The 23,277-nt window shown below is 43.9% G+C and carries 20 protein-coding genes; all 20 read left to right on the top strand.

What is annotated here, in order from left to right; translation table 11 throughout:
* Positions 1-6 precede the first annotated feature (6 nt).
* The gene (gene rimP, locus QWY16_RS12705) at positions 7-492 is read left to right on the top strand and encodes a ribosome maturation factor RimP (protein WP_300989592.1); all 486 of its coding nucleotides are present in this window, start codon (positions 7-9) and stop codon (positions 490-492) included.
* A gap of 22 nt (positions 493-514) precedes the next feature.
* Positions 515-1,642 carry a transcription termination factor NusA gene (gene nusA / locus QWY16_RS12700; RefSeq protein WP_300989591.1) on the top strand — a complete coding sequence of 376 codons (1,128 nt, stop codon included), beginning with the start codon at positions 515-517 and terminating at the stop codon, positions 1,640-1,642.
* Between the two features lie 20 nt (positions 1,643-1,662).
* Positions 1,663-1,944, top strand: coding sequence for an RNase P modulator RnpM (gene rnpM / locus QWY16_RS12695; protein ID WP_300989590.1), 282 nt, complete (start codon positions 1,663-1,665; stop codon positions 1,942-1,944).
* Complete coding sequence (locus QWY16_RS12690; protein ID WP_300989589.1) at positions 1,944-2,279, top strand: YlxQ family RNA-binding protein; 336 nt, start codon at positions 1,944-1,946, stop codon at positions 2,277-2,279. Before rnpM ends, QWY16_RS12690 begins: the two co-directional genes overlap by 1 nt.
* Positions 2,280-2,283: 4 nt before the next feature.
* The gene (gene infB, locus QWY16_RS12685; RefSeq protein WP_300989588.1) at positions 2,284-4,545 is read left to right on the top strand and encodes a translation initiation factor IF-2; all 2,262 of its coding nucleotides are present in this window, start codon (positions 2,284-2,286) and stop codon (positions 4,543-4,545) included.
* Positions 4,542-4,820 (top strand): DUF503 domain-containing protein, encoded by a 279-nt coding sequence (locus tag QWY16_RS12680; RefSeq protein ID WP_300989587.1) that lies wholly within the window; start codon positions 4,542-4,544, stop codon positions 4,818-4,820. Before infB ends, QWY16_RS12680 begins: the two co-directional genes overlap by 4 nt.
* Before the next feature lie 18 nt (positions 4,821-4,838).
* Entirely contained in the window at positions 4,839-5,192 is a 354-nt protein-coding gene (rbfA, locus tag QWY16_RS12675; protein ID WP_300989586.1) for a 30S ribosome-binding factor RbfA, read from the top strand.
* 263 nt (positions 5,193-5,455) lie between these two features.
* Positions 5,456-6,379: a tRNA pseudouridine(55) synthase TruB gene (gene truB, locus QWY16_RS12670; RefSeq protein WP_300993434.1), complete on the top strand. Its 924-nt coding sequence runs from the start codon at positions 5,456-5,458 to the stop codon at positions 6,377-6,379.
* Between the two features lies 1 nt (position 6,380).
* Positions 6,381-7,331, top strand: coding sequence for a bifunctional riboflavin kinase/FAD synthetase (locus QWY16_RS12665; protein WP_300989585.1), 951 nt, complete (start codon positions 6,381-6,383; stop codon positions 7,329-7,331).
* A gap of 134 nt (positions 7,332-7,465) precedes the next feature.
* Positions 7,466-7,735: a 30S ribosomal protein S15 gene (gene rpsO, locus QWY16_RS12660; RefSeq protein WP_300989584.1), complete on the top strand. Its 270-nt coding sequence runs from the start codon at positions 7,466-7,468 to the stop codon at positions 7,733-7,735.
* A 294-nt stretch (positions 7,736-8,029) separates the two neighbouring features.
* Positions 8,030-10,144 (top strand): polyribonucleotide nucleotidyltransferase, encoded by a 2,115-nt coding sequence (gene pnp, locus QWY16_RS12655; protein ID WP_300989583.1) that lies wholly within the window; start codon positions 8,030-8,032, stop codon positions 10,142-10,144.
* A gap of 110 nt (positions 10,145-10,254) precedes the next feature.
* Positions 10,255-11,466, top strand: coding sequence for a M16 family metallopeptidase (locus tag QWY16_RS12650; RefSeq protein ID WP_300989582.1), 1,212 nt, complete (start codon positions 10,255-10,257; stop codon positions 11,464-11,466).
* A 256-nt stretch (positions 11,467-11,722) separates the two neighbouring features.
* Positions 11,723-12,733, top strand: coding sequence for an aspartate-semialdehyde dehydrogenase (locus QWY16_RS12645; RefSeq protein WP_436837187.1), 1,011 nt, complete (start codon positions 11,723-11,725; stop codon positions 12,731-12,733).
* 137 nt (positions 12,734-12,870) lie between these two features.
* The gene (locus tag QWY16_RS12640) at positions 12,871-14,538 is read left to right on the top strand and encodes a ribonuclease J (RefSeq protein WP_300989580.1); all 1,668 of its coding nucleotides are present in this window, start codon (positions 12,871-12,873) and stop codon (positions 14,536-14,538) included.
* 81 nt (positions 14,539-14,619) lie between these two features.
* Complete coding sequence (locus QWY16_RS12635) at positions 14,620-16,926, top strand: FtsK/SpoIIIE family DNA translocase (protein ID WP_300989579.1); 2,307 nt, start codon at positions 14,620-14,622, stop codon at positions 16,924-16,926.
* A gap of 175 nt (positions 16,927-17,101) precedes the next feature.
* Entirely contained in the window at positions 17,102-17,830 is a 729-nt protein-coding gene (locus QWY16_RS12630) for a GntR family transcriptional regulator (RefSeq protein WP_300989578.1), read from the top strand.
* Between the two features lie 48 nt (positions 17,831-17,878).
* Positions 17,879-18,946, top strand: a complete 1,068-nt coding sequence (locus QWY16_RS12625; protein WP_300989577.1) for a BMP family lipoprotein — start codon at positions 17,879-17,881, stop codon at positions 18,944-18,946.
* A gap of 224 nt (positions 18,947-19,170) precedes the next feature.
* The gene (locus tag QWY16_RS12620; protein ID WP_300989576.1) at positions 19,171-20,733 is read left to right on the top strand and encodes an ABC transporter ATP-binding protein; all 1,563 of its coding nucleotides are present in this window, start codon (positions 19,171-19,173) and stop codon (positions 20,731-20,733) included.
* Positions 20,723-21,769: an ABC transporter permease gene (locus QWY16_RS12615; RefSeq protein ID WP_300989575.1), complete on the top strand. Its 1,047-nt coding sequence runs from the start codon at positions 20,723-20,725 to the stop codon at positions 21,767-21,769. The genes QWY16_RS12620 and QWY16_RS12615 overlap by 11 nt, the downstream gene beginning before the upstream one ends.
* A gap of 1 nt (position 21,770) precedes the next feature.
* On the top strand, positions 21,771-22,730 hold the full coding sequence (locus QWY16_RS12610) for an ABC transporter permease (protein WP_300989574.1): 960 nt from the start codon (positions 21,771-21,773) through the stop codon (positions 22,728-22,730).
* Positions 22,731-23,277 lie beyond the last annotated feature (547 nt).

Raw genomic sequence — 23,277 nt, 5'->3', positions numbered from 1 at the left:
GCATATATGAGCAAAATTACAGAACAGATTGAACAAATCGCATTGCCCATCACAGAAGAACTGCATTTGGAACTTGTGGATGTAGAATTTTTAAAAGAAGGACGCAGCTGGTTTTTACGTGTTTATGTAGATAATCCGACAGCGCCGATAGACATTGATCAATGTGCGCTTGTCAGTGAAAAGTTAAGCGAAATCCTGGATAAACTTGATCCGATTGAGCAGAACTATTTCCTTGAAGTTTCTTCACCTGGTGCAGAACGCCCATTGAAAAAAGAAAAAGATTTCGAAAATGCGCGCGGAAAGTACATCTATATTAAGACTTATGAACCTGTTGAAAATGCAAAAGAATTCGAAGGTTATTTGATGTCTTACAATGATGAAGAAGTAGAAATTGAAGTTAAAATCAAAACACGCAGAAAAACAATCGTTATTGCCCGGGACAAAATTGCAGTTATCCGGCTCGCCATTGATTTTTCTGTAAAACCTGATTGAAGAACATGGGAGTGAATAAATAATGGGCAATGAGTTTTTGGATGCATTAGATGCTTTAGAAAAGCAAAAAGGAATTTCGAGAGATGTACTGATAGAAGCCATTGAAGCTGCGCTGGTTACAGCCTATAAGCGCAATTTCAACCAAGCGCAGAATGTTCGGGTGGATTTAAACTTGAACACGGGAACAATGCTTGTGTATTCCCGTAAAGACGTTGTGGAAGAAGTGGAAGATGACCGCCTGCATATTTCATTGGAAGATGCAAAAGTGATCAATCCCGCTTATGAACTTGGCGATATCGTTGAAGAAGAAGTGACTCCACGGAATTTCGGGCGTATTGCTGCTCAGACAGCTAAACAAGTGGTAACTCAGCGTGTACGCGAAGCTGAACGCGGATTGATCTTTGAGGAATTCGTGGACCGTGCTGACGATATTGTCAATGGCATTGTTGAACGCATGGATGCCCGCAATCTATACGTCGGCCTTGGAAAAGTGGAAGCGGTTCTTCCACAGACCGAACAAATGCCAAATGAATCTTACCAGCCGCACGACCGCATCAAGGTATACATCACTAAAGTAGAACGCACGACTCGCGGGCCGCAGGTTTTTGTATCGCGTACCCACCCAGGGTTGCTGCGTCGTCTGTTTGAAAACGAAGTTCCGGAAATTTATGAAGGAATCGTCGAAATCAAGTCGATTGCACGTGAAGCGGGAGACCGCTCTAAAATCTCTGTAGTCGCTCATCGTGATGATATTGATCCAGTTGGATCATGTGTAGGCGCGAAAGGTGCCCGTGTCCAAACAATTGTAAATGAATTGAGCGGAGAAAAAATCGATATTGTTGAATGGTCAGAAGAACCAGTGGTGTTTGTCGCAAACGCACTTTCCCCATCTAAAGTTCTGGATGTTCAAGTAAATGAAGCAGACAAATCAACAACTGTCGTTGTTCCGGATTATCAATTGTCACTTGCGATTGGGAAACGCGGACAGAATGCACGTCTGGCTGCTAAATTAACCGGCTGGAAAATCGATATCAAGAGTGAGACCGATGCCCGGGAACTTGGCATTTATCCGAATGAAAATGCATCAATTGAACTGGTTGAATCCGGTGAAGAACTTGACGATTTTGATTTTTATGAGGAAAAAGAATAACGTAGAAAAGGTGATGTCGGTTGGCTCTGCAAAAGAAAATCCCATTGCGGAAGTGTGTAGCTACAGGCGAGATGCATCCTAAAAAAGAAATGATCCGAGTGGTCCGGACAAAAGAAGGCGAAGTATTTGTCGACTTGACGGGCAAAAAATCAGGACGCGGTGCATATGTCTCTAAATCGGAAGATGCGATAGCATTAGCGCGCAAAAAGAAAGTTTTGGACAATCAGCTGGAAGTTAAAGTTCCAGATGAAATTTACAGCGAATTAATTCGCGTAGTCCTAAGAGAGCAGTTGAAGAAATAATGGACACTGAGCAATTACAGACCAAAGAGAAATTCCTGCAAATTTTAGGATTGGCTACCCGAGCCCGGATGACGACCTCCGGAGAAGGAATGGCAGTGGCAGAAGTGCGCAATGGCAATGCAAAATTGGTCATATTGTCAGAAGACGCATCAGCAAACACTAGCAAGAAAGTGCATGACAAATGCAATTCGTATAATGTTGATCTCCAAGTATTCGGAACGCGTTTTGAACTTGGACATGCAATAGGCAAAGCAGAGCGTGTAGTAGTAGCAATCACCGATCAGGGGTTTGCAAAAAAACTAGCGAGTTTGCTTGAAGAAATTAACCGGGGGTGAGCAGATGACCAAAATTCGAGTACATGAATACGCTAAAAAAGTAGACAAGCCAAGTAAAGAGATTATTGACCAGTTATCAAAGCTGAATATTGAAGTGGCTAACCATATGGCAACTTTGGAGGACAATGCTGTTTCAAAATTGGATGGCATTTATAAGAAATCTGCATCAGGTCAGCGTGTGCAAACACAAGCGCGCCAACAGCATCAAGCACAGAACCGTCCTTCTGGACAAGGGCAGTCCCGCCCGCAAAGCAGCGGACAGGGGCAAGCTCGTCCACAAAGCAGCCAAGGGCAATCCCGTCCACAAAGCAGTGGCCAAGGGCAGAACCGTCCAGCAGCAGCTAAAGGATCGAACTTCACACCGAAAGCTGCAAAACCGACTGCAGGTCCAGGACAGCGCAACAACCGTCCAGGCGGCGCTGGAGGCCGCGGAGGCCAAAACCGCAACCGCAAAGGCAGACAGCAGCAACCGGTAAATCCATTGCCGCCAATGCCTAGAAAAGAAAAAGAGCTGCCGGCTAAAATCACGTTCACTGAGTCGTTGACGGTAGCGGAATTAGCAAAAAAATTAGGCCGCGAGCCATCTGAAATCATCAAAAAATTATTCATGCTTGGGGTAATGGCTACCATTAACCAAGAATTGGATAAAGACGCTATTGAATTGATTTGTGCTGAATACGAGGTAGAAGTAGAAGAAGAAGTTCTGGTTGATAAATCGGATCTTGAAGTTTACTTCGAACCGGAAGATGAAGCTCTTCTAGAAGAACGTCCACCGGTTGTTACAATCATGGGACACGTTGACCATGGTAAAACAACATTGCTGGATTCTATCCGAAACACAAAAGTGACTGCAGGCGAAGCTGGCGGTATCACTCAGCATATCGGCGCTTATCAAGTTGATGAGGGCGGCAAAAAAATTACGTTCCTTGATACTCCAGGACACGCCGCATTTACAACAATGCGTGCACGAGGAGCGAAAGTAACAGATTTGGCCATTATTGTTGTAGCAGCTGATGACGGCGTTATGCCTCAGACTGTGGAAGCGATCAATCATGCAAAAGCTGCTGAAGTGCCAATCATTATTGCAGTCAATAAAATGGATAAGCCAAGTGCTAATCCTGACCGGGTGATGCAAGAACTGACAGAACATGGACTTGTACCGGAAGCATGGGGCGGCGAAACTATTTTTGTTCCAATCTCAGCTTTAAAAGGAGAAGGCATCGATTCGTTGTTAGAAATGATCTTGCTTGTATCTGAAGTTGGAGAATTGAAAGCAAATCCAGCACGCCGTGCAATCGGAACTGTTATCGAAGCTGAGCTTGATAAAGGCCGCGGTTCGGTAGCCACTCTATTAGTGCAAGATGGCACTTTGAATGTCGGTGATCCAATTGTTGTCGGTAATACATTCGGCCGAGTCCGGGCAATGGTTAACGACCTTGGACGACGGGTGAAAGATGCAGGCCCATCTACTCCAGTGGAAATCACAGGGTTAAATGATGTGCCGCAAGCCGGGGACCGTTTTGTAGTATTTGAAGACGAGAAAACAGCCCGTCAAGTCGGTGAAACTCGGGCAACATCTGCACTTCAAGTACAGCGCTCTGAAAAAACACGTGTCACTCTTGATAACTTGTTTGACCAGTTGAAACAAGGGGAAATGAAAGAACTAAACCTGATTGTTAAAGCTGACGTTCAAGGTGCAGTTGAAGCAATGGCTGCCTCATTGATGAAAATCGATGTTGAAGGTGTGAATGTGAAAATCATTCATACGGGTGCTGGCGCTATTACAGAATCAGATATTTCACTTGCTGCTGCATCTAATGCGATTGTCATCGGATTCAACGTGCGTCCGGATGTTAATGCGAAACGTGCTGCTGAAGCAGAAGGTGTTGATATCCGTTTGCACCGCATCATTTACAAAGTAATTGAAGAAATTGAATTCGCAATGAAAGGATTACTGGATCCTGAATTCGAAGAAAAAATTATTGGACAAGCTGAAGTCCGCAGTACGTTTAAAGTATCTAAAGTTGGAACAATTGCGGGAAGCTATGTAATCGACGGTAAAATTACCCGAGATAGCGGTGTCCGAGTAATTCGTGAAGGCATAGTTGTTTTCGAAGGCGAAATTGATACGCTGAAACGTTTTAAAGACGATGCAAAAGAAGTAGCAAAAGGATACGAATGCGGAATCACCATCAAAAACTTCAACGATGTTAAAGAAATGGACATCATTGAAGCATTCGTAATGGAAGAAATCGAACGCAAATGATTTTGTACATGGAATGTGAATTCTTCATACCAGTTTCGCATTCATTAAAAGAAAAGCGGGCAGTATTAAAAAGCATGCTGACCCGCACAAAACAGAAGTTCAACGTTTCAGCCGCGGAAATTGATCACCAAAATGTATGGCAACGCACCCGCATCGCCTTTGTTACTGTTTCTTCCTCAAAAGAGATGGTGGATAAAGAAATGGCGCAAGTATTGCAGTATTTGGAAAGCAACCCCGCCTGGGAATGCCTTGAAGTTCAGCAAGAATATTTGTAAGAACGAGGTGAATAAACAATGACGATGCGCTCAAATCGTGTAGGCGAGCAGATGAAAAAAGAACTTAGCGAAATTATCAGCCGCAAGCTGAAAGATCCTAGAATCGGATTCGTGACAGTGACGGATGTAGAGGTAACTGGAGATCTTCAACAGGCAACTGTTTATATTAGCGTGCTGGGTGATGATAAAGCGAAGGAACAAACTTTGCTCGGCTTATCGAAGTCAAAAGGATTTATCCGTTCTGAAATCGGACAGCGGATCCGCTTGCGTAAAACGCCGGAGTTGTCATTTGAATTTGATTCATCCATAGCATATGGAAATCGAATTGATTCATTGCTCCGTGACATAAAAGAACCGAAAGAAGACCAGTAAGGAAAACTTCGCCCCGCATCTTTTTTGGGAGGCAAAAGTGGACCAATCAGCGTTTAAAGTATGATAAAACTGGAGCCTGCTAATTATTAGCAGGCTATTTTTTTCATACTTTAACGGTCGTTAAGGTTTCCGTTTCTTTAAGAGGCGGCCTTATATGGCTGTAAAATCTTGATAAGACCAACTTACAAACAGCGAGGGAAGAACTCTGTCGGTTGGAGTTTTTCTTTACATACATAATAAGCAAGGAGCTGAACCAAGTGGCAATGAATGGCGTTCTGCCTTTATGGAAAGAGAGAGGCATGACTTCTCATGATTGTGTGTTTAAATTGAGGAAAATCCTGAAAACCAAAAAAGTTGGACACACGGGCACCTTAGATCCGGATGTTGATGGTGTACTGCCGATTTGCATCGGGACAGCGACAAAAGTGGCTGAATATATTACAGATCAAGGGAAAACCTACGAGGCTGAAGTAACGCTCGGTTATTCAACGGAAACAGAAGATGCCAGCGGCGCAACTGTCGATGTGGATGACACGGAAAAATACTTGGGAAGAAGTGACTTATTAAAAGCGCTTGAAGATTTAACGGGTGAAATTATGCAGACTCCACCGATGTATTCAGCTGTAAAAGTTAATGGCAAGAAGCTGTACGAATATGCTCGACAAGGCATCCAAGTGGAACGCCCGCAACGAGTCGTCCGGATTGACTCCATAGAATTGCTTGACGGCCAATCGGAATGGATCGGAAAAGAATTGAAATTCTCTATCCGCATTAAATGTGGAAAAGGCACATATATCCGGACTTTAGCCGTTCAAATTGGAGAAGCTCTTGGATACCCTGCCCATATGTCCAAATTGACGCGCACCGAATCCGGAAAATTTGCAACAAAAGACTGCGTAACACTTGCTGAAGTGGCGGAACTTGCTCAAAATGAAGATATCGGCTCTATTTTAAAACCGCTAAGCTACGGATTGAGCAATTTCCCATTTGTCGAGGTTGATAAAAAAGATATTTTTGCCATCAAAAACGGCCAGGTCCTAGACCGGCACCCTCTGATGGAAACACAGGAATTCCTAGTATTTGCTGTAAACGGGCAGCCGTTGGCATTATATAAAAGACATCCGGAGCGTGTGGATAAAATGAAGCCTGAAAAAATGTTCGGAATTCCGAGCATCAACGAGGTGTGACATGAAAATTATTCATTTAAGTTATCCAAACAATATTAAACCTGAAGAAAAGCTTGGCCCTATTTCGCTGGCGCTCGGTTTTTTCGACGGTGTACATAAAGGGCACCAGCAGGTTATTGGAGAAGCGATCAGCCATGCGAAAAAACATAGTATCCAATCGGCGGTCATGACGTTTGATCCTCATCCTTCTGTAGTTTTAGGGGGAAGAAAAGAAGAAGTATTTTACATTACGCCCATGCAAAAGAAATTAGAGATTTTGAATAGCATGGGCGTTGATATTTGTTTTGTCGTACGATTTACTTCCGACTTTGCGAAGTTGACCCCTGAACAATTCATCCATATTTTTATTAAAGAATTGAATGTAGTGCATGTCACAGCAGGATTCGATTTTTCGTTCGGCTGTAAAGGTGAAGGGAATATGAAAACAATGGAAGAGGCTGGGAAAGAATTTTTCTCTGTTTCAACTATTCAAAAACAAGTCGACGGCGAAGAGAAAATTAGTTCAACGCGAATCCGGAATCTGCTGAAGAGCGGTGAAGTCGATGAAGTTTGCCGTTTATTAGGGCGGCCATACAGAATTTCAGGCACCGTGGTAAATGGCGATAAGAGGGGCAGGACAATAGGTTTCCCGACTGCCAATGTCGAGCCGGAAATTGGCACGTTTGTTCCTGGCCGGGGAGTTTATGCTGTAAGTATTTGGGTTCAGGAGCGGAAATACAATGGCGTCTGCAATGTTGGATTTAAACCGACTTTCAACAATCCCGACGTGAAGAAGCAGACGGTTGAAGTCTATATTTTAGAATTTGATAAAACGATCTACGGAGAAATGGTGGATGTAGATTGGTACTTGAGAATTCGGGATGAAAAGAAATTTTCAGGAATAGATGAACTGAAGGTTCAGATTCAAAAGGATAAGGAAACGGCAATTGATTTTTTCAAAAGTCTAACATAAGGTGACCGGTTGATTTTGAAAAGCGCTTATGCTATGATTTATAAGTACTAAAAGTACAAACCATTGCTTGGCAAATCGATTCACCAACGGTTGCTCGGTAATTGGGGATATCAGAAATTAGGAGGTGGAACAGTATGGCAATCACTCAAGAACGTAAAAATGAATTGATCAATGAATTCAAAGTGCACGACACAGATACTGGGTCTGCAGATATTCAAATCGCCATTCTTACAGAAGACATCAACAACTTGAACGAGCACTTGCGTACTCACAAGAAAGATCATCACTCACGTCGTGGTCTATTCAAAATGGTTGGACGCCGTCGTAACTTGTTGAAATACTTGCGCGAGAACGATGTAGCACGCTACCGCGAGTTAATCTCAAAATTAGGCTTACGCCGATAATAGCAATTAGCAAAAGCGGGATTCGTCCCGCTTTTTCTTTATGGATAAAAATTTAAACATTCAATCGCACAGTGAATACTTTTTTGATACACTACTAGTGGATACATAAAGAGAAACTTCAATCAGTGGGGAGTTTCTTCATCCCCGCTGATTGATAGTTGATCCAATCGGACTTTTACGGACAGTGGACCTCCCAGCGAAAGCGGAAGTCCTACTGACCGGTAGTTGATTTTACTGACCGTTAAAGCGGGGTAAAGAGAATGATGAAACAGTGTAAGAGAGAGGAGCTCGATTATGGAGCAAACGAAAAAAGTTTATACATTAGATTGGGCAGGCCGCGAGTTACAGGTTGAAGTTGGCCAATTAGCAAAACAAGCTAACGGAGCTGCGTTGATTCGTTACGGCGATACAGCAGTATTGTCAACGGCAACAGCATCTAAAACTCCAAAGAATACGGATTTCTTCCCCCTCACAGTAAATTATGAAGAGCGTTTATATGCAGTCGGCAAAATCCCAGGTGGATTTATCAAACGTGAAGGCCGTCCGTCTGAAAAAGCGACGCTTACGAGCCGTTTGATTGACCGTCCTATCCGCCCGTTATTCCCGGATGGTTTCCGCAATGAAGTACAGGTTATTTCTATGGTAATGTCTGTAGATCAGGACTGCCCGTCAGAAATGGCGGCAATGTTCGGTTCATCTCTATCATTGATGATTTCAGATATTCCATTCGGCGGTCCTATCGCCGGCGTTATCGTTGGAAGAATTAATGGAGAATATATCATTAATCCGACGAATGACCAACTGGAGCAGAGTTCTATGAACTTGACAGTTGCTGGAACTAAAGATGCTATTAATATGGTAGAAGCAGGAGCAAAGGAAGTTTCGGAGCAAGAGATTCTGGAAGCTATTATGTTTGGCCATGAAGAAATCAAGCGATTAATCGCTTTCCAAGAACAGATTGCCGCAGAAGTGGGCAAAGAAAAAACAGACATTCAGCTTTATGAGCTGGATGCCACTCTTACAGAAGCCATCAAGGCGCTTGCAGAAGATGAGTTGAATGCAGCTGTGCAAACAGCTGAAAAGCAGGCTCGCAACGAAGCGATTGATGCTGTTAAAGACCGTGTCATGCAGTCCTATGAAGAAGCCGATGAAGATGTGAAAAAACAGGTTAGCCAGATTCTGGACAAAATGGTAAAAGATGAAGTGCGCCGCTTAATTACAGACGAAAAGATCCGTCCAGATGGCCGTACGCCATCTGAAATCCGTCCATTATCTTCTGAAGTCGGCATTTTGAACCGCACACACGGTTCAGGTTTGTTTACTCGTGGCCAGACTCAGGCAATGAGCATCTGTACCTTAGGTGCGCTTGGCGATGTTCAAATCATCGACGGCTTGGGCATTGAAGATACGAAACGCTTTATGCACCATTACAATTTCCCGTTATTCTCAGTAGGGGAAACTGGATTCCTTCGTGGTCCTGGACGTCGGGAAATTGGGCACGGTGCACTCGGAGAACGTGCGCTTGAAGCCGTTATTCCGTCTGAAAAAGACTTCCCGTATACAATCCGCTTAGTAGCAGAAGTATTGGAATCGAATGGCTCGACTTCACAGGCAAGTATTTGTGCATCAACGCTTGCGATGATGGATGCCGGAGTGCCAATCAAAGCGCCGGTTGCAGGAATTGCAATGGGATTAGTTAAAAAAGGCGAAAACTATACTGTGCTGTCGGATATTCAAGGCATGGAAGACCATCTTGGCGATATGGACTTTAAAGTAGCGGGTACTGCTAAAGGCATTACAGCTCTTCAAATGGACATTAAAATTGATGGCCTGTCGCGTGAAATTTTGGATGAGGCATTAACACAAGCTCAAATCGGAAGAATCCATATTTTGGAATCGATGCTTGCAACGATTTCAGAGCCTAAAGAACAGTTATCACAATTTGCTCCTAAGATTATCATGGTAAAGATCAACCCAGATAAGATCCGTGATGTAATTGGGCCTGGCGGTAAAGTGATCAATAAAATCATTGATGAAACTGGTGTTAAAATTGATACTGAACAAGACGGCACAATCTTCATTTCTTCCGTTGACCAGGAAATGAACGCAAAAGCGAAAGCGATGATAGAAAATATCGTCCGCGAAGCGAAAGTCGGCGAGTACTACGAAGGCAAAGTGAAACGCATCGAGAAATTTGGTGCTTTTGTTGAACTATTCCCTGGAAAAGATGGTCTTCTTCATATTTCTGAAATTCAGGAAGAACGGACGAAAGAAGTGGAAGATGTCTTAAAACTTGACGATGTCGTTAAAGTTAAGGTGATTGAAATCGATCGCCAAGGCCGTGTTAACCTTTCACGTAAAATCGTTTTGAAAGAAGAAAAAGAAACTGCTGAAAAAGCCAATCAATAACAGATACTTTGATCAGTAAAAGTTTTGCTGTCGATAGAAGCAAAATAATTTAAAGCAAACGAAATTGCCAGCTTATGTTGGCAATTTTTTCGTATTAGGAGGAATGAATATTGGTTACTACACATATTTGCGGAAATGGGCTCCGGATTGTTTCTGAATCCATTCCCCATTTCCGGTCTGTAGCCGTTGGTGTTTTCGTAAAAGCCGGATCTCGCGATGAACTGCCGGATGAAAACGGCATGACGCATTTTATCGAGCATATGCTGTTTAAAGGAACAGAAAATAGAAGCGCTAAACAGATTGCTCGGGAATTCGATCGTATTGGCGGAGATATGAATGCTTATACTTCCAAAGAATATACGTGTTATTACGCTAAAGTGCTGGACCATCATGCTGAACATGCGGTGACAGTGCTAGCCGATATGTTTTTCAATTCAAAGATGGAAGCGTCAGAAATTGAAAAAGAACGCCAAGTGGTAATTGAGGAAATCAGCATGACCGAAGATATGCCGGATGACGATGTCCATGAGCAGCTGTGGAAAGTGATGTACCCGCATCATTCCATGGGTGCTCCGATTCTCGGCACTGTAAATACTTTGCAGGGATTCACAAAAGACAAGATTGAACACTTCATGGATCGGCATTATACGCCAAATAATACGGTGATTTCAGTGGCAGGCAATATCACACCGCAGCTTATCGCATTGATTGAACAACTTTTCGGTTCATTTCAGCGGAAAAACCAGGATAAGCATTATCTATTTCCAGGATTTAGTTCCGGCTATTCATTAAAGCATAAAGAGACGGAACAAGGCCATTTATGTCTAGGATATCCCGGACTGTCGGTGAAAGATGAAGACATCTATAACTTCATCGTCTTGAATAATATCGTGGGCGGTTCCATGTCATCACGCCTGTTCCAGGAAGTTCGGGAAGAACGGGGGTTGGCGTATTCAATTTATTCTTATCATTCGGCATACTCCGACCATGGCGCTTTAGCCATATACGGCGGAACTTCGAATGAGCAAATGCCTGAATTGCAGGAAGTCATCCTTTCTGAACTGCAGAAAGTCCGGCAAAATGGCGCAACGCTTGAAGAAGTGGCTGATTCAAAAGAGCAACTTAAAGGCAATATCATGCTAGGGCTTGAAAGCACGAGTGCCCGGATGAACCGCAACGGAAAAAATGAATTGCTGCTGGAAAAACATCAGCCATACGACGAAGTCATCCATTTGGTTGACCAAGTTTCACTCGAAAAAGTAAATTCATTGATGGATTTGTTTGCAGGAGAACCCGCTATTTCGATCATTCGCTCAAAGTAAGCTCCCTTAAAAATGAGGGGGCTTTTTTTATGGGCGGAAATTTGAAAGCCAATCGCACTCAAAAGCCATTTTCGCCTTGAAGGGAAAATAAATTAAATGAAGTTCGAGAATTGACAATTAGTTGAATTTTATATAAAAATCTAAAATAACTTACTATTTAAACACAAGTCATTCCTCTAGTGCAGTAAATTATGGTACAATAACGCCAATCATTACTGAAGGAGAGAGTCATTTGAAAACATTTAATGTAGCAATTATGGGAGCAACAGGAGCAGTTGGACAACAAATGATAGAACAGCTGGAAAAAAGAAACTTTCCTATTAAAGAGATTGTTTTCTTGGCATCGAGCCGTTCAGCTGGACAGGAAATTGAATTTAAAGGAAAAACATATACAGTACAAGAAGCGGTTCCCGAATCTTTTGAAGGCATTGATATAGCCTTATTCAGTGCTGGAGGAAGTATTTCGGAAAAATTCGCTCCGGAAGCAGTTAAGCGCGGAGCTGTAGTCATCGACAATACGAGCGCTTTCCGCATGGATAAAGAAGTGCCGCTCGTCGTGCCGGAAGTCAATAAAACCGATATCGCTGAGCATAAAGGAATCATTGCCAACCCTAACTGCTCCACGATTCAAATGGTTTGTGCCTTGCAGCCGTTGAAAGAACAATTCGGTTTAAATAAGATTGTGGTTTCAACGTACCAGGCTGTTTCAGGTGCTGGGATTAACGCCATCAATGAATTGAAGAACCAGGCGGCGGATTTTGACAATGCCCCGAATGCAGAAGCGAAAGTGCTGCCAGTGAAATCAGCAGAGCGCCACTACCCAATCGCATTCAATGCTATTCCGCAAATTGATCAGTTTACTGACAATGGCTATACGTATGAAGAAATGAAGATGATAAATGAAACAAAGAAGATTATGCATGATGATACCTTATCGGTTGCCGCTACATGCGTCCGGCTGCCTGTAGTGACTGGGCATTCGGAATCGGTGTATGTTGAGCTAGAAGCTGCGCCAACAGTGGAAGAAGTGAAACAGGCAATCGCTGCAGCACCAGGAGTGGAATTAATGGACGATCCGGCCAATCAGGTATATCCGATGCCGTTGATGGCTACTGGCCTTGATGAAGTCTTTGTTGGACGAATCCGCCAAGATCTGGATAATCCAAAAGGATTCCACTTATGGGTAGTAGCCGATAATTTGGTGAAAGGCGCAGCACTGAACTCCGTTCAAATCGCTGAGTCAATGATTGAACAAGGAATTGTTTAAAATAGATTTGAATATGAAAAGACGCCTAAAATAAACCGGACGCCGCTCCGGTTTATTTTTTTCTTTGGACTGTTTACAAAGATTCCCGTATAATAAAGTCTATGGATGTGTACGGGTAAATTATAGGAGGAAATAAATTGAGTAAAATAAAAAATGAATTAATTAGAGTGATTCCGCTTGGCGGAGTTGGAGAAATCGGTAAAGCGATGTATGTCGTCGAAATCGATGAAGATTTATTTGTCGTCGACAGCGGCTTGATGTTCCCGGAAAATGAAATGCTTGGCATCGATATTGTTATCCCAGACATATCATTTCTAGAGGAAAACAAAGACCGTGTGAAAGGGATTTTCCTGACTCATGGCCATGAAGATGCAATTGGATCAATTGCATATTTGCTGAAAAAAATCCAGGCGCCAGTTTATGGATCTAAATTGACCATAGCTTTAGCGAAAGAGCATATTAAAGAACAAGGTTCACTGAAGCATGTGAAATTTTTCGAAGTGACGAACAAAAGCCGCATGAATTTTGATAAAACTCATGTGACGTTTTTCCACACAACACATAGTATTCCGGATGCGCTTGGAATTGTCTTCCACACATCGGAAGGCGCTATTGTCCATACGGGAGAATTCAAGTTCGACCAATCTGCAAAAGGAAGCTATAAGCCCGATATTGCTAAAATGGCAAAATTGGGAGAAGACGGCGTCTTGATTTTGCTGTCAGACTCTACAGAAGCGGAACGCCCAGGGCATACAACTCCTGAAACAGTTGTGGCAGACCATTTATTGTCTGCATTCCTGGCAGCTGAAGGCCGTATTTTAGTATCGCTGTATTCATCCAACTTCATCCGGATCCAGCAAGTATTCGATATTGCCAAAGCTACAGGGAAAAAAGTGGCAGTGGTTGGGAAAAGCCTTGAAAGCAGCTATGAAGTCGGATTGCGGCTCGGCTATTTGGAAGTCGATGAAGAGACTGTCATTTCGGTAAAAGAGCTTGAGCAGTACCGAGATGAAGAAGTCGTGATTATCGTAACAGGCAACCAAGGTGAACCGCTTGAAGCTTTGGACAAAATGGTGCGTAAACAGCATAAAGATGTAAAAATCAAAGACACCGACACAGTGATGATCACCTTTACACCGTCTCCAGGCATGGAAGTCCAGATGTTCCAGACAATGAACAAATTGGCGAAAGCCGGAGCGAATGTACTGACATCGAGCAAGAAAGTTCACGTATCCGGACACGGAAGCCAGGAAGACCTGAAGATGATGCTGAACATGATGAAGCCGAAATACTTCATCCCAATCCAAGGGGAATACAAAATGCTGATTGCCCATTCGAAATTGGCACAGCAAATCGGTATGCATAAGTCGGATATCTTTATTGCAGATAAAGGGGATATCGTCGAATACAAAGGCGGAAAAGTTCGTATGAGCGGCCGTGTTACTGCCGGCAATGTGCTGATTGACGGAATCGGAATCGGAGATGTTGGCAACATTGTTCTTCGGGACCGCAAACTTCTTTCGCAAGACGGCATCTTTATTGTAGTGGTAACATTAAACCGCAAAGAAAAGAAAATTGCATCCGGACCTGAAATGATTTCCCGCGGCTTTGTTTATGTCCGCGAATCAGAGCAGCTTATGGAAGAATCCACTCAATTGGTCCGTAAAATTGTCGAGAAATATGTGGTGAAAGACGCTTTTGAATGGAATAACATCAAACAGGAAATTCGTGACACACTGAATTCTTATTTATTCCAACAAACAAAACGCCGTCCGATGATCATTCCGATTATTATGGAATATTAAGAAAGAAAAAAGTGAAAGGATTTCCATACCGAACTACTCGGTGGAAATCCTTTTTCAATTTTTAGGAAACGAGGGATCAATATGCCACGGGCACAGGCAAGAAAAAAGGCACCAGTTAAGAAAAAGCCGGCAGCCAAAAAAAAGAAGCAGCCGATGTCCATGATTGGATATGAAGTCATCGGGCTGCTGATGATCGGCGTTGCGGTCTTGATGGCTTTTCAGTTAGGAATCATAGGAAAAACATTATTAAATATAACCGAATTATTGACAGGATATTTGGCGATTTTTGTCCCAATCCTGTTATTGCTGTTAGCAGCACATATAATGGTTAAACGGCGTTGGCCAAAACCCCGCCTGAAAATCGCTGCAAGTTCATTGTTTTTAATAACAGGAACTCTGTTAATTTGCCACTTGATTTGGGCATCGGGTTCTATTTTACCTATTACATCCGGCAATGTGATAGCAGAGACCATCCGGTCAACTAAAGTCACCGGGTCAGTTTGGGAGACTTATACAGCTAGCGGCGGCGGTATGATGGGGGCAGTGTTATATGCCATGTTCCATTTATTGTTCGATACGGCCGGGACATGGATTATTGCTTTGATTCTACTGTCAATCGGAGCGATTATTCTTACAGGAAAAACGGCCGCTCCTTATTTGGCAGAGAAAGTGCCTAGTTTGCGTCCGGTCTTGAAATCGACATTAACTCGTTTGAAGCAAAGCAAGCCGAAACCGAATAGGTTGTCGGCGCCGCGCAAAAAAGTGCAGCCCGAACAAGTGATTGAAGTGGATGAAGCCCTCGACCCTGAAGAAGAAGAAACGGTCGATGTGATGCAGCATGAAGAACCAATCATATCGGCGTTTACTGAAAATGTCCGTCCTAAAAAAGCGGAAGTGCCGGCTGAAGATATCAAAGCGGACGAAGCTGGAGCAGTTACTTTGTCTGCAGGAGAAGAAATGGAAAACGAGGAATATCAATTGCCGCCGCTTGATTTGCTGACATTGCCTCCACACAGTGACCAAAGCGGAGAATACGCTGGCATTCAGAAAAACGCTAAAAAGCTGGAAAAAACATTCCAAAGTTTCGGCGTGCGGGCAAAAGTCACTCAAGTGCATATGGGTCCAGCAGTTACGAAATATGAAGTGCTGCCGGATACAGGAGTGAAAGTCAGTAAAATTGTTGCGCTTCACGATGATCTGGCGTTGGCTCTTGCGGCTCGTGACATCCGGATTGAAGCACCGATTCCTGGCAAGTCGGCGATCGGCATTGAAGTGCCGAACTCTGAAGTGGCCATCGTTTCGCTGCGTGAAGTATTGGAATCCGAAGAGAACAATAAACCTGAATCGAAGCTGCTGTTCGGCCTTGGGCGGGATGTTACCGGACAAGCCGTCATGACGGAACTCAACAAAATGCCTCACCTGCTGGTTGCCGGTTCGACAGGAAGCGGGAAGTCGGTATGCATCAACGGTATTATTACGAGCATCATCATGCGGGCGAAACCGCATGAAGTGAAAATGATGATGATCGATCCGAAGATGGTTGAACTGAATGTCTATAACGGCATTCCGCATTTATTGGCGCCGGTCGTGACAGATCCTAGAAAAGCGGCCCAGGCATTGAAGAAAATTGTTTCGGAAATGGAACGGAGATATGAATTGTTCTCCCATACTGGAACCCGCAATATCGAAGGCTATAACGATTACGTACGGATATTCAATGAAGAAAACGAAGAAAAGCATCCAAAACTGCCATTTATCGTTGTCATCGTCGATGAATTGGCGGACTTGATGATGGTTGCTTCAAACGATGTGGAAGATGCCATCACACGCTTGGCGCAAATGGCACGGGCCGCTGGAATCCATTTGATCATCGCTACACAGCGCCCGAGTGTAAATGTCATTACAGGGGTCATCAAAGCGAATATTCCTTCGCGGATCGCGTTTGCTGTTTCATCTGCCATCGACTCACGCACCATCCTGGATATGGGTGGAGCGGAAAAATTGCTGGGCCGTGGAGACATGCTGTTCCTAGGGGCAGGAAAATCGAAACCGGTCCGGGTCCAAGGCGCGTTCCTATCGGATTCCGAAGTGGAAAAAATCGTCGACTTTGCTATTGAACAGCAAAAAGCGCAATACCAGGAAGACATGATTCCTTCGGAAATTGAAGAAACCGCTATAGAAGACGAGACAGATGAAATATATGACGAAGCGGTCCAACTGGTTTCTGAAATGCAGACGGCATCGGTATCGATGCTGCAAAGACGCTTCCGGGTTGGCTATTCGCGGGCAGCCCGCATTATAGACCAAATGGAACAGCGAGGTGTTGTAGGTCCTTATGAAGGAAGCAAACCACGCACAGTATTAGTTCCAAAGCAGGAGGATTATTAAAAAACTTCGCATTTTTTGTGACGTATTGATTACATCAATTACTTTTTTTGAAAATAAAATTCGCGAAATTCGACAAAAGACTATTTATTTCATCTTGAATAAGTGTTATAGTAATTCTGATTAGTAGGAATGTTTTACATCAGATGTCTGATCTCTGTCATTGGTGGTGAATCGTATGACAATAAAATCGGATCATCGTGCTTTGTATCTCCAAGTGATTGATCGAATGAAGCAGGATATTGCTGCCGGTTTGTACAAAGAGAAAGAGAAGTTGCCATCCGAATTCGAACTAGCTAAAACACTGGGAGTCAGCCGCGCTACTTTAAGAGAGGCGCTGCGGCTGTTGGAAGAAGATAATATTATCGTCAGACGGCATGGAGTCGGCACTTTTGTCAATGCGAAACCGGTGTTTACATCGGGCATTGAACAATTGACAAGTGTCTCGGATATGATCCGCCAAGCAGGAATGGAGCCAGGTGCTATTTACTTAAGTACTTCCGAGGCTCCATCTTCTGAAGATGATATAAAACGCTTTCATTGCGAAAACGATGAGACTGTCATAACTATTGAACGCGTCCGGACGGCAAATGGAGAACCTGTCGTTTATTGCATTGACAAAGTTCCTTCCGCATATTTGCCAGTCGATTTTCTCGGACGCAAAGAAAGTTCCATCTTCTCTGCATTAGAGGAGTCTGGGAATATACACATTTCCTATGCGGTCACATATATTGATCCAATTGGCTATCATGAACAAGCTTCGCCGATTTTGGAATGTGATCCCGAAACAGCATTACTCGAATTAAAGCAGCTCCATTACGATGAGGACGATCGAGTGGTGCTTTACTCAAAGAACTACTTCAGGGCTGATAAATTCAGTTTCCATGTAGTTCGAAAACGTGTGTAAAACGGCAAATTCCTGCTAATATGATAAAATTTCTTGGGGGTTATTACATTGATTAAACGTAAATTTGGTCTTGGTCTATCTGTAATGCTTGCTGCAGGCACTATGCTTGCTGCATGTGGCAGCGAAGAAGGCGCTTCTACTGGTGATACTGGAAGCGGCGGAGAAGCGAGCGATTTCTCAGTAGCAATGGTAACAGACGTCGGTGGCGTGGATGACAAATCATTCAACCAATCAGCTTGGGAAGGACTACAAGCTTTTGGTGAAGAAAACGGCCTTAAAAAAGGGGACGGCGGAATTGATTATCTGCAATCAGCTTCTGATGCTGATTACAACACGAACCTCAACAACTTGATCCGCCGTGATTTTGACGTGGTCTTCGGCATCGGGTTCTTGATGGAAGGCGCTGTAAAAGAAATTGCTGAGCAACAGCCAGATGCACAACTTGCAATCATTGATGCAGTTGTAGATGCACCGAACGTTGCGAGCGTATTGTTCAAAGAGCAAGAAGGAGCATACCTTGCAGGAGTAGCTGCAGCTTTGATGACTGAAACAAAAAAAATCGGCTTTGTAGGCGGTATGGAAATTCCAGTTATCGAACGCTTTGAAGCAGGGTTCAAAGAAGGCGTTAAAGCAGTAGACCCGGCAGTTGAAGTCGATGTTCAATATACAGGAGCTTTTGATAAAGCGGAATTGGGTAAAACAACAGCTAACCGCATGTACTCTGCAGGAGCGGATATTGTATTCCACGCTGCTGGCGGTACTGGCAACGGTGTATTCACCGAAGCAAAAGAACGCAAAGAAGCTGATCCGAATGCAAATATCTGGGTTATCGGTGTTGATGCTGACCAATACGACGAAGGCCAAGTTGGCGATGCAAATGTAACTTTGACTTCAGTTCTTAAAGGCGTTGACCAGGCAGTAATCGATATTTCAAACAAAGCCAAAGATGGCAAATTCCCTGGCGGCGAAACTGTAACTTACGGTTTAGCTGAAGACGGTGTAGGCCTTGCTGATTCACGTGGCGCAATCCCTGAAGACGTGATGGCTAAAATCGAAGAATACAAAGAGAAAATTGCCAGCGGCGAAATCAAAGTGCCAGAAACTTTGTCTGAATAAGAAAAACTTGATCAGTGGGGCATTCTCGTTGATTGTCAGTTGAATCAATCGTGATAAAACATATGTTGATACGGTCATCATAAAGACCGGGCTATCCGGTCTTTATGATTTTTTTTACGTCTATTTTTAGAAAATTAGTAATAGATGAAAGGTTTTTAGTAATAAAAACCTTTCCTGTATTACTTAAAAAAAAGAAGTCAGCAGTTTTCGAAGGAGTGAAAACAGTGGAATATGTAATCGAAATGCTCAATATCCGTAAAGTATTCGGGAATTTTGTCGCCAATGACAATATCACTCTGCAGTTGAAAAAGGGTGAAATTCACGCATTGCTTGGGGAAAACGGAGCAGGCAAGTCAACATTGATGAACGTTCTTTTCGGTTTGTACCAGCCGGATGGCGGGGAAATTCGTGTGCGCGGAAAAAAAGTCGATATCACAGATCCTAACGTCGCCAATGACTTGGGAATCGGAATGGTGCACCAGCACTTTATGCTTGTCGAGAATTTCTCGGTAACCGAAAACATTATTCTGGGAAGTGAGCCTACAAAATTCGGCATCACAAATAAAAAAGATGCGGCCAGACGGGTTCAGGAAGTATCGGAACAGTATGGATTAAACGTTGATCCACATGCCATTATTGAAGATATTTCAGTTGGGATGCAGCAGCGCGTGGAAATCCTGAAAACATTGTACAGAGGCGCTGAAATCCTGATTTTCGACGAACCGACAGCTTCATTGACGCCGCAGGAAATCGTCGAGTTGATCCAGATCATGAAACGCTTGATTGCAGAAGGCAAATCGATTATTTTAATCACCCATAAATTAAAAGAAATCATGGATGTTTCTGACCGGGTAACGGTTATCCGTAAAGGGAAGGGTGTCGGAACGGTCATTACTTCTGAAACGAATCCAGCTGAGCTGGCTTCACTGATGGTTGGCCGCCAAGTAGAATTTAAAACTGTGAAAAAAGCGGCAACTCCAAAAGATGTGATTTTGGATATTAAAGATTTGGTGGTAGAAGATTACCGCGGAGTAGATAAAGTGAAAAACTTGAGTTTATCCGTCCGCCAAGGTGAAATTGTCGGAATTGCAGGAATCGATGGAAATGGCCAAACAGAACTAATTGAAGCAATTACGGGACTTCGCAAAGTCAAAAATGGAATCATCTCAATACACGGGAAAAATATTACAAATTTAAAACCCCGAAAAGTTACCGAAGCGGGAGTTGGGCATATACCGCAAGACCGCCATAAACATGGCTTGGTGCTGGATTTCCCAATTGGCCATAATATCTCGTTGCAGACTTATTACGGATCTCCAATTTCGAAATCCGGAATCATTGATTACGACAAAATTGATCAAAAAGCGAAGGATATTATCGAGGCTTATGACGTCCGCACACAAGGGCCGCATGAACCGGCACGCGCTTTATCTGGAGGAAATCAGCAAAAAGCCATAATCGGTCGTGAAGTGGACCGTAATCCAGAGTTATTGATTGCCGCCTTGCCTACACGCGGCTTGGACGTTGGAGCCATTGAATTTATCCATAGCCGTTTGATTGAGCAGCGGGATAACGGAAAAGCGGTTCTGTTGATTTCATTTGAATTGGATGAAGTCATGAATGTGTCAGACCGAATTGCTGTTATTCATGACGGCGAAATAGTCGATATCGTCACTCCGGAAGAAACAACAGAACAAGAACTTGGCTTATTGATGGCCGGCCATCATGTTCGTTCAAAGGATAATCTAAAAGAAAATAGCGTAAAGGAGGATCAGCATGTCGATTAGAGCAACAAATATTCTGGTCCCCGTCATTTCAGTAATTCTCGGATTGCTTGTTGGGGCAATTATCATGCTCATTAGTGGATACAATCCGGTAATTGGTTATGCAGCCCTTTGGAATGGGATTTTTGGTGACATGTATACAATTGGGGAAACCTTGCGTCAAATTACGCCTTACCTATTAGCCGGTTTAGCAGTGGCATTTGCTTTTCGTTCCGGATTGTTCAATATCGGTGTAGAAGGGCAATTGATTGTAGGCTGGTTTGCAGCTGCCTATGTTGGAGTAGCTGTTGAATTGCCAAAAATCATTCATTTGCCTTTGGCAATTTTAGCTGCAGCTGCAGCTGGTGCGTTGTGGGGATTCGTACCTGGTTTATTGAAAGCGAAATTTCATGTGCACGAAGTTATCGTCACCATCATGATGAACTATATCGCCCTTCACGTGACAAATGCGCTGATTAAAACTGTTTCTGGCGGTGGAGACCGTACAGAATCGATCTTTGCCAGTGCATCGTTGCGCTCTGAATTTTTTCAGAACTTGACTGAATTTTCCCGCCTTCATTACGGTATCATTATTGCTTTATTAATGGTGGGAGTCATGTGGTTTATATTAGAGAAAACAACATTGGGCTTTGAATTGAAAGCGGTAGGATTTAACCAAAACGCTTCAAAGTATGCCGGCATGAATGTGAATAAAAACATCATTTTGGCTATGGTTATTTCGGGCGCTTTTGCCGGTCTTGGCGGAGCGATGGAAGCTCTTGGAACGTTTGAGTATGTGTCATCAAAAGCCGGGTTTACGGGAATCGGATTTGATGGTATTGCGGTTGCCTTGCTTGGGATGAATACGCCGCTTGGTGTTATTTTCGGTGCAACGCTATTTGGTTCTTTAAAATACGGTGCTTTGAATATGCCGAATGCTGCGGGCATCCCGCTTGAAATCGTTGAAATCGTTATTGCCGTTATTATTTTCTTTGTAGCATCAGGTTATGTAATCCGCTTATTCCTGCTGCGCGCAGCTAAGAAGAAGGAGGCGAAGTAATATGAGTTTCTTGGAAGTTTTGTATTTCATCGTTCCTTCAGCGATATTTTATGCAGCCCCGCTTATCCTAACAGCAATCGGTGGCGTGTTTTCCGAAAGATCGGGTGTAATCAATATCGGCCTCGAAGGGTTGATGGTTATCGGTGCATTTGTGGGGATTTTGTTTAACTTGTTTTATGCAGATACGTTCGGCAATGCGACTCCGTGGCTTGCATTGGTAGCAGCTATGATTGCTGCATTATTGTTGTCGCTGGTCCATGCGGTCGCTTCTATTTCTTTCCGTGCGGATCAAACTGTCTCTGGGGTAGCCATAAACTTATTGGCGATTGCTTTAGCTATATACTTGGTTAAAAAAATATTTGGCAAAGGCCAGACCGATTTTATTACAGAACGTTTTGGGCGCTATGATATTCCGGTATTGTCGGATATTCCGGTCATCGGGCCAATGTTCTTCAGTTCGGTTTACAATACGTCCATCCTGGCAATTGCCATAGCAATTCTTGCTTGGTTTGTCATTTATAAGACGCCATTCGGCTTACGTTTGCGTTCTGTTGGAGAACACCCGATGGCTGCAGACACAATGGGCATCAATGTTGCGAGAATGCGTTATGTCGCAGTTATGATATCCGGTGCTTTAGCCGGTATTGGCGGAGCCATTTATGCACAGACGATTTCTGGAGACTTTGGACATGCGACGATCAATGGACAAGGATTTATGGCTCTTGCAGCCATGATCTTTGGGAAATGGCATCCGCTGGGCGCCATGGGGGCAGCTTTGTTCTTCGGCTTCGCCCAATCATTGAGTATTGTTGGACCATCCATCCCTTATATCCAAGACATTCCGAATGTTTTCCTGCTGATTCTTCCATACGTACTGACAATCCTGGCTTTAGCAGGCTTCATTGGCCGTGCCAATGCGCCTAAAGCGAACGGAATTCCGTACATCAAAGGACAGCGATAAGAAAACAAAAAAGAGCCGTTTCGACGGCTCTTTTTTGTTTTGCCTGGAAAGCTGAACGGCCGTTTCCGCTTTTCGTGTCTAGCTCCGGCGGCCAGCCCCTCGAGGTCGCTTCGGTCTTGTCCTGAATGGCCAAGTACGCCATTCATGCCAAACCCTCCAGCGCTTGTCGGGGCTAGATGGCCACCTGCGCTTTTCGTGTCTAGCTCCGGCGGCCAGCCCCTCGAGGTCGCTTCGGTCTTGTCCTGAATGGCCAAGTACGCCATTCCTGCCAAACCCTCCAGCGCTTGTCGGGCTAGATGGCCACCTGCGCTTTTCGTGTCTAGCTACAGTGCCCAGTTCCTCGAGTCGCTTCAGCCTCGCCAGCAATGGCAAAAGACGCCATTACCGACGAGGCCTCCAGCGCTTGTCGGAACTAGACGGGCACTTCCGCTTTTCTTATTGTCCAGCTGCACCGGCCAACTCCTCGGGTCATAAGCCGTCTTGGCTGTGCGGCAAAAATCGCCGCTTCGCCAATCCGTCTTATGCCTTTCGGAGCTGAACGGCCGTT

The organism is Planococcus shenhongbingii, assembly GCF_030413635.1.
Taxonomy (GTDB): Bacteria; Bacillota; Bacilli; order Bacillales_A; family Planococcaceae; genus Planococcus; species Planococcus shenhongbingii.
This window is presented reverse-complemented; position numbering and strand designations above follow the sequence as displayed.

What these genes read in the sequence shown, in the direction of transcription:
- rimP (WP_300989592.1), top strand. Translation starts at nt 7, where the DNA reads ATGAGCAAAATTACAGAACAGATTGAACAAATCGCATTGCCCATCACA.
- nusA (WP_300989591.1), top strand. Translation starts at nt 515, where the DNA reads ATGGGCAATGAGTTTTTGGATGCATTAGATGCTTTAGAAAAGCAAAAA.
- QWY16_RS12690 (WP_300989589.1), top strand. Translation starts at nt 1,944, where the DNA reads ATGGACACTGAGCAATTACAGACCAAAGAGAAATTCCTGCAAATTTTA.
- infB (WP_300989588.1), top strand. Translation starts at nt 2,284, where the DNA reads ATGACCAAAATTCGAGTACATGAATACGCTAAAAAAGTAGACAAGCCA.
- QWY16_RS12680 (WP_300989587.1), top strand. Translation starts at nt 4,542, where the DNA reads ATGATTTTGTACATGGAATGTGAATTCTTCATACCAGTTTCGCATTCA.
- rbfA (WP_300989586.1), top strand. Translation starts at nt 4,839, where the DNA reads ATGACGATGCGCTCAAATCGTGTAGGCGAGCAGATGAAAAAAGAACTT.
- truB (WP_300993434.1), top strand. Translation starts at nt 5,456, where the DNA reads ATGAATGGCGTTCTGCCTTTATGGAAAGAGAGAGGCATGACTTCTCAT.
- QWY16_RS12665 (WP_300989585.1), top strand. Translation starts at nt 6,381, where the DNA reads ATGAAAATTATTCATTTAAGTTATCCAAACAATATTAAACCTGAAGAA.
- rpsO (WP_300989584.1), top strand. Translation starts at nt 7,466, where the DNA reads ATGGCAATCACTCAAGAACGTAAAAATGAATTGATCAATGAATTCAAA.
- pnp (WP_300989583.1), top strand. Translation starts at nt 8,030, where the DNA reads ATGGAGCAAACGAAAAAAGTTTATACATTAGATTGGGCAGGCCGCGAG.
- QWY16_RS12645 (WP_436837187.1), top strand. Translation starts at nt 11,723, where the DNA reads ATGGGAGCAACAGGAGCAGTTGGACAACAAATGATAGAACAGCTGGAA.
- QWY16_RS12635 (WP_300989579.1), top strand. Translation starts at nt 14,620, where the DNA reads ATGCCACGGGCACAGGCAAGAAAAAAGGCACCAGTTAAGAAAAAGCCG.
- QWY16_RS12630 (WP_300989578.1), top strand. Translation starts at nt 17,102, where the DNA reads ATGACAATAAAATCGGATCATCGTGCTTTGTATCTCCAAGTGATTGAT.
- QWY16_RS12615 (WP_300989575.1), top strand. Translation starts at nt 20,723, where the DNA reads ATGTCGATTAGAGCAACAAATATTCTGGTCCCCGTCATTTCAGTAATT.
- QWY16_RS12610 (WP_300989574.1), top strand. Translation starts at nt 21,771, where the DNA reads ATGAGTTTCTTGGAAGTTTTGTATTTCATCGTTCCTTCAGCGATATTT.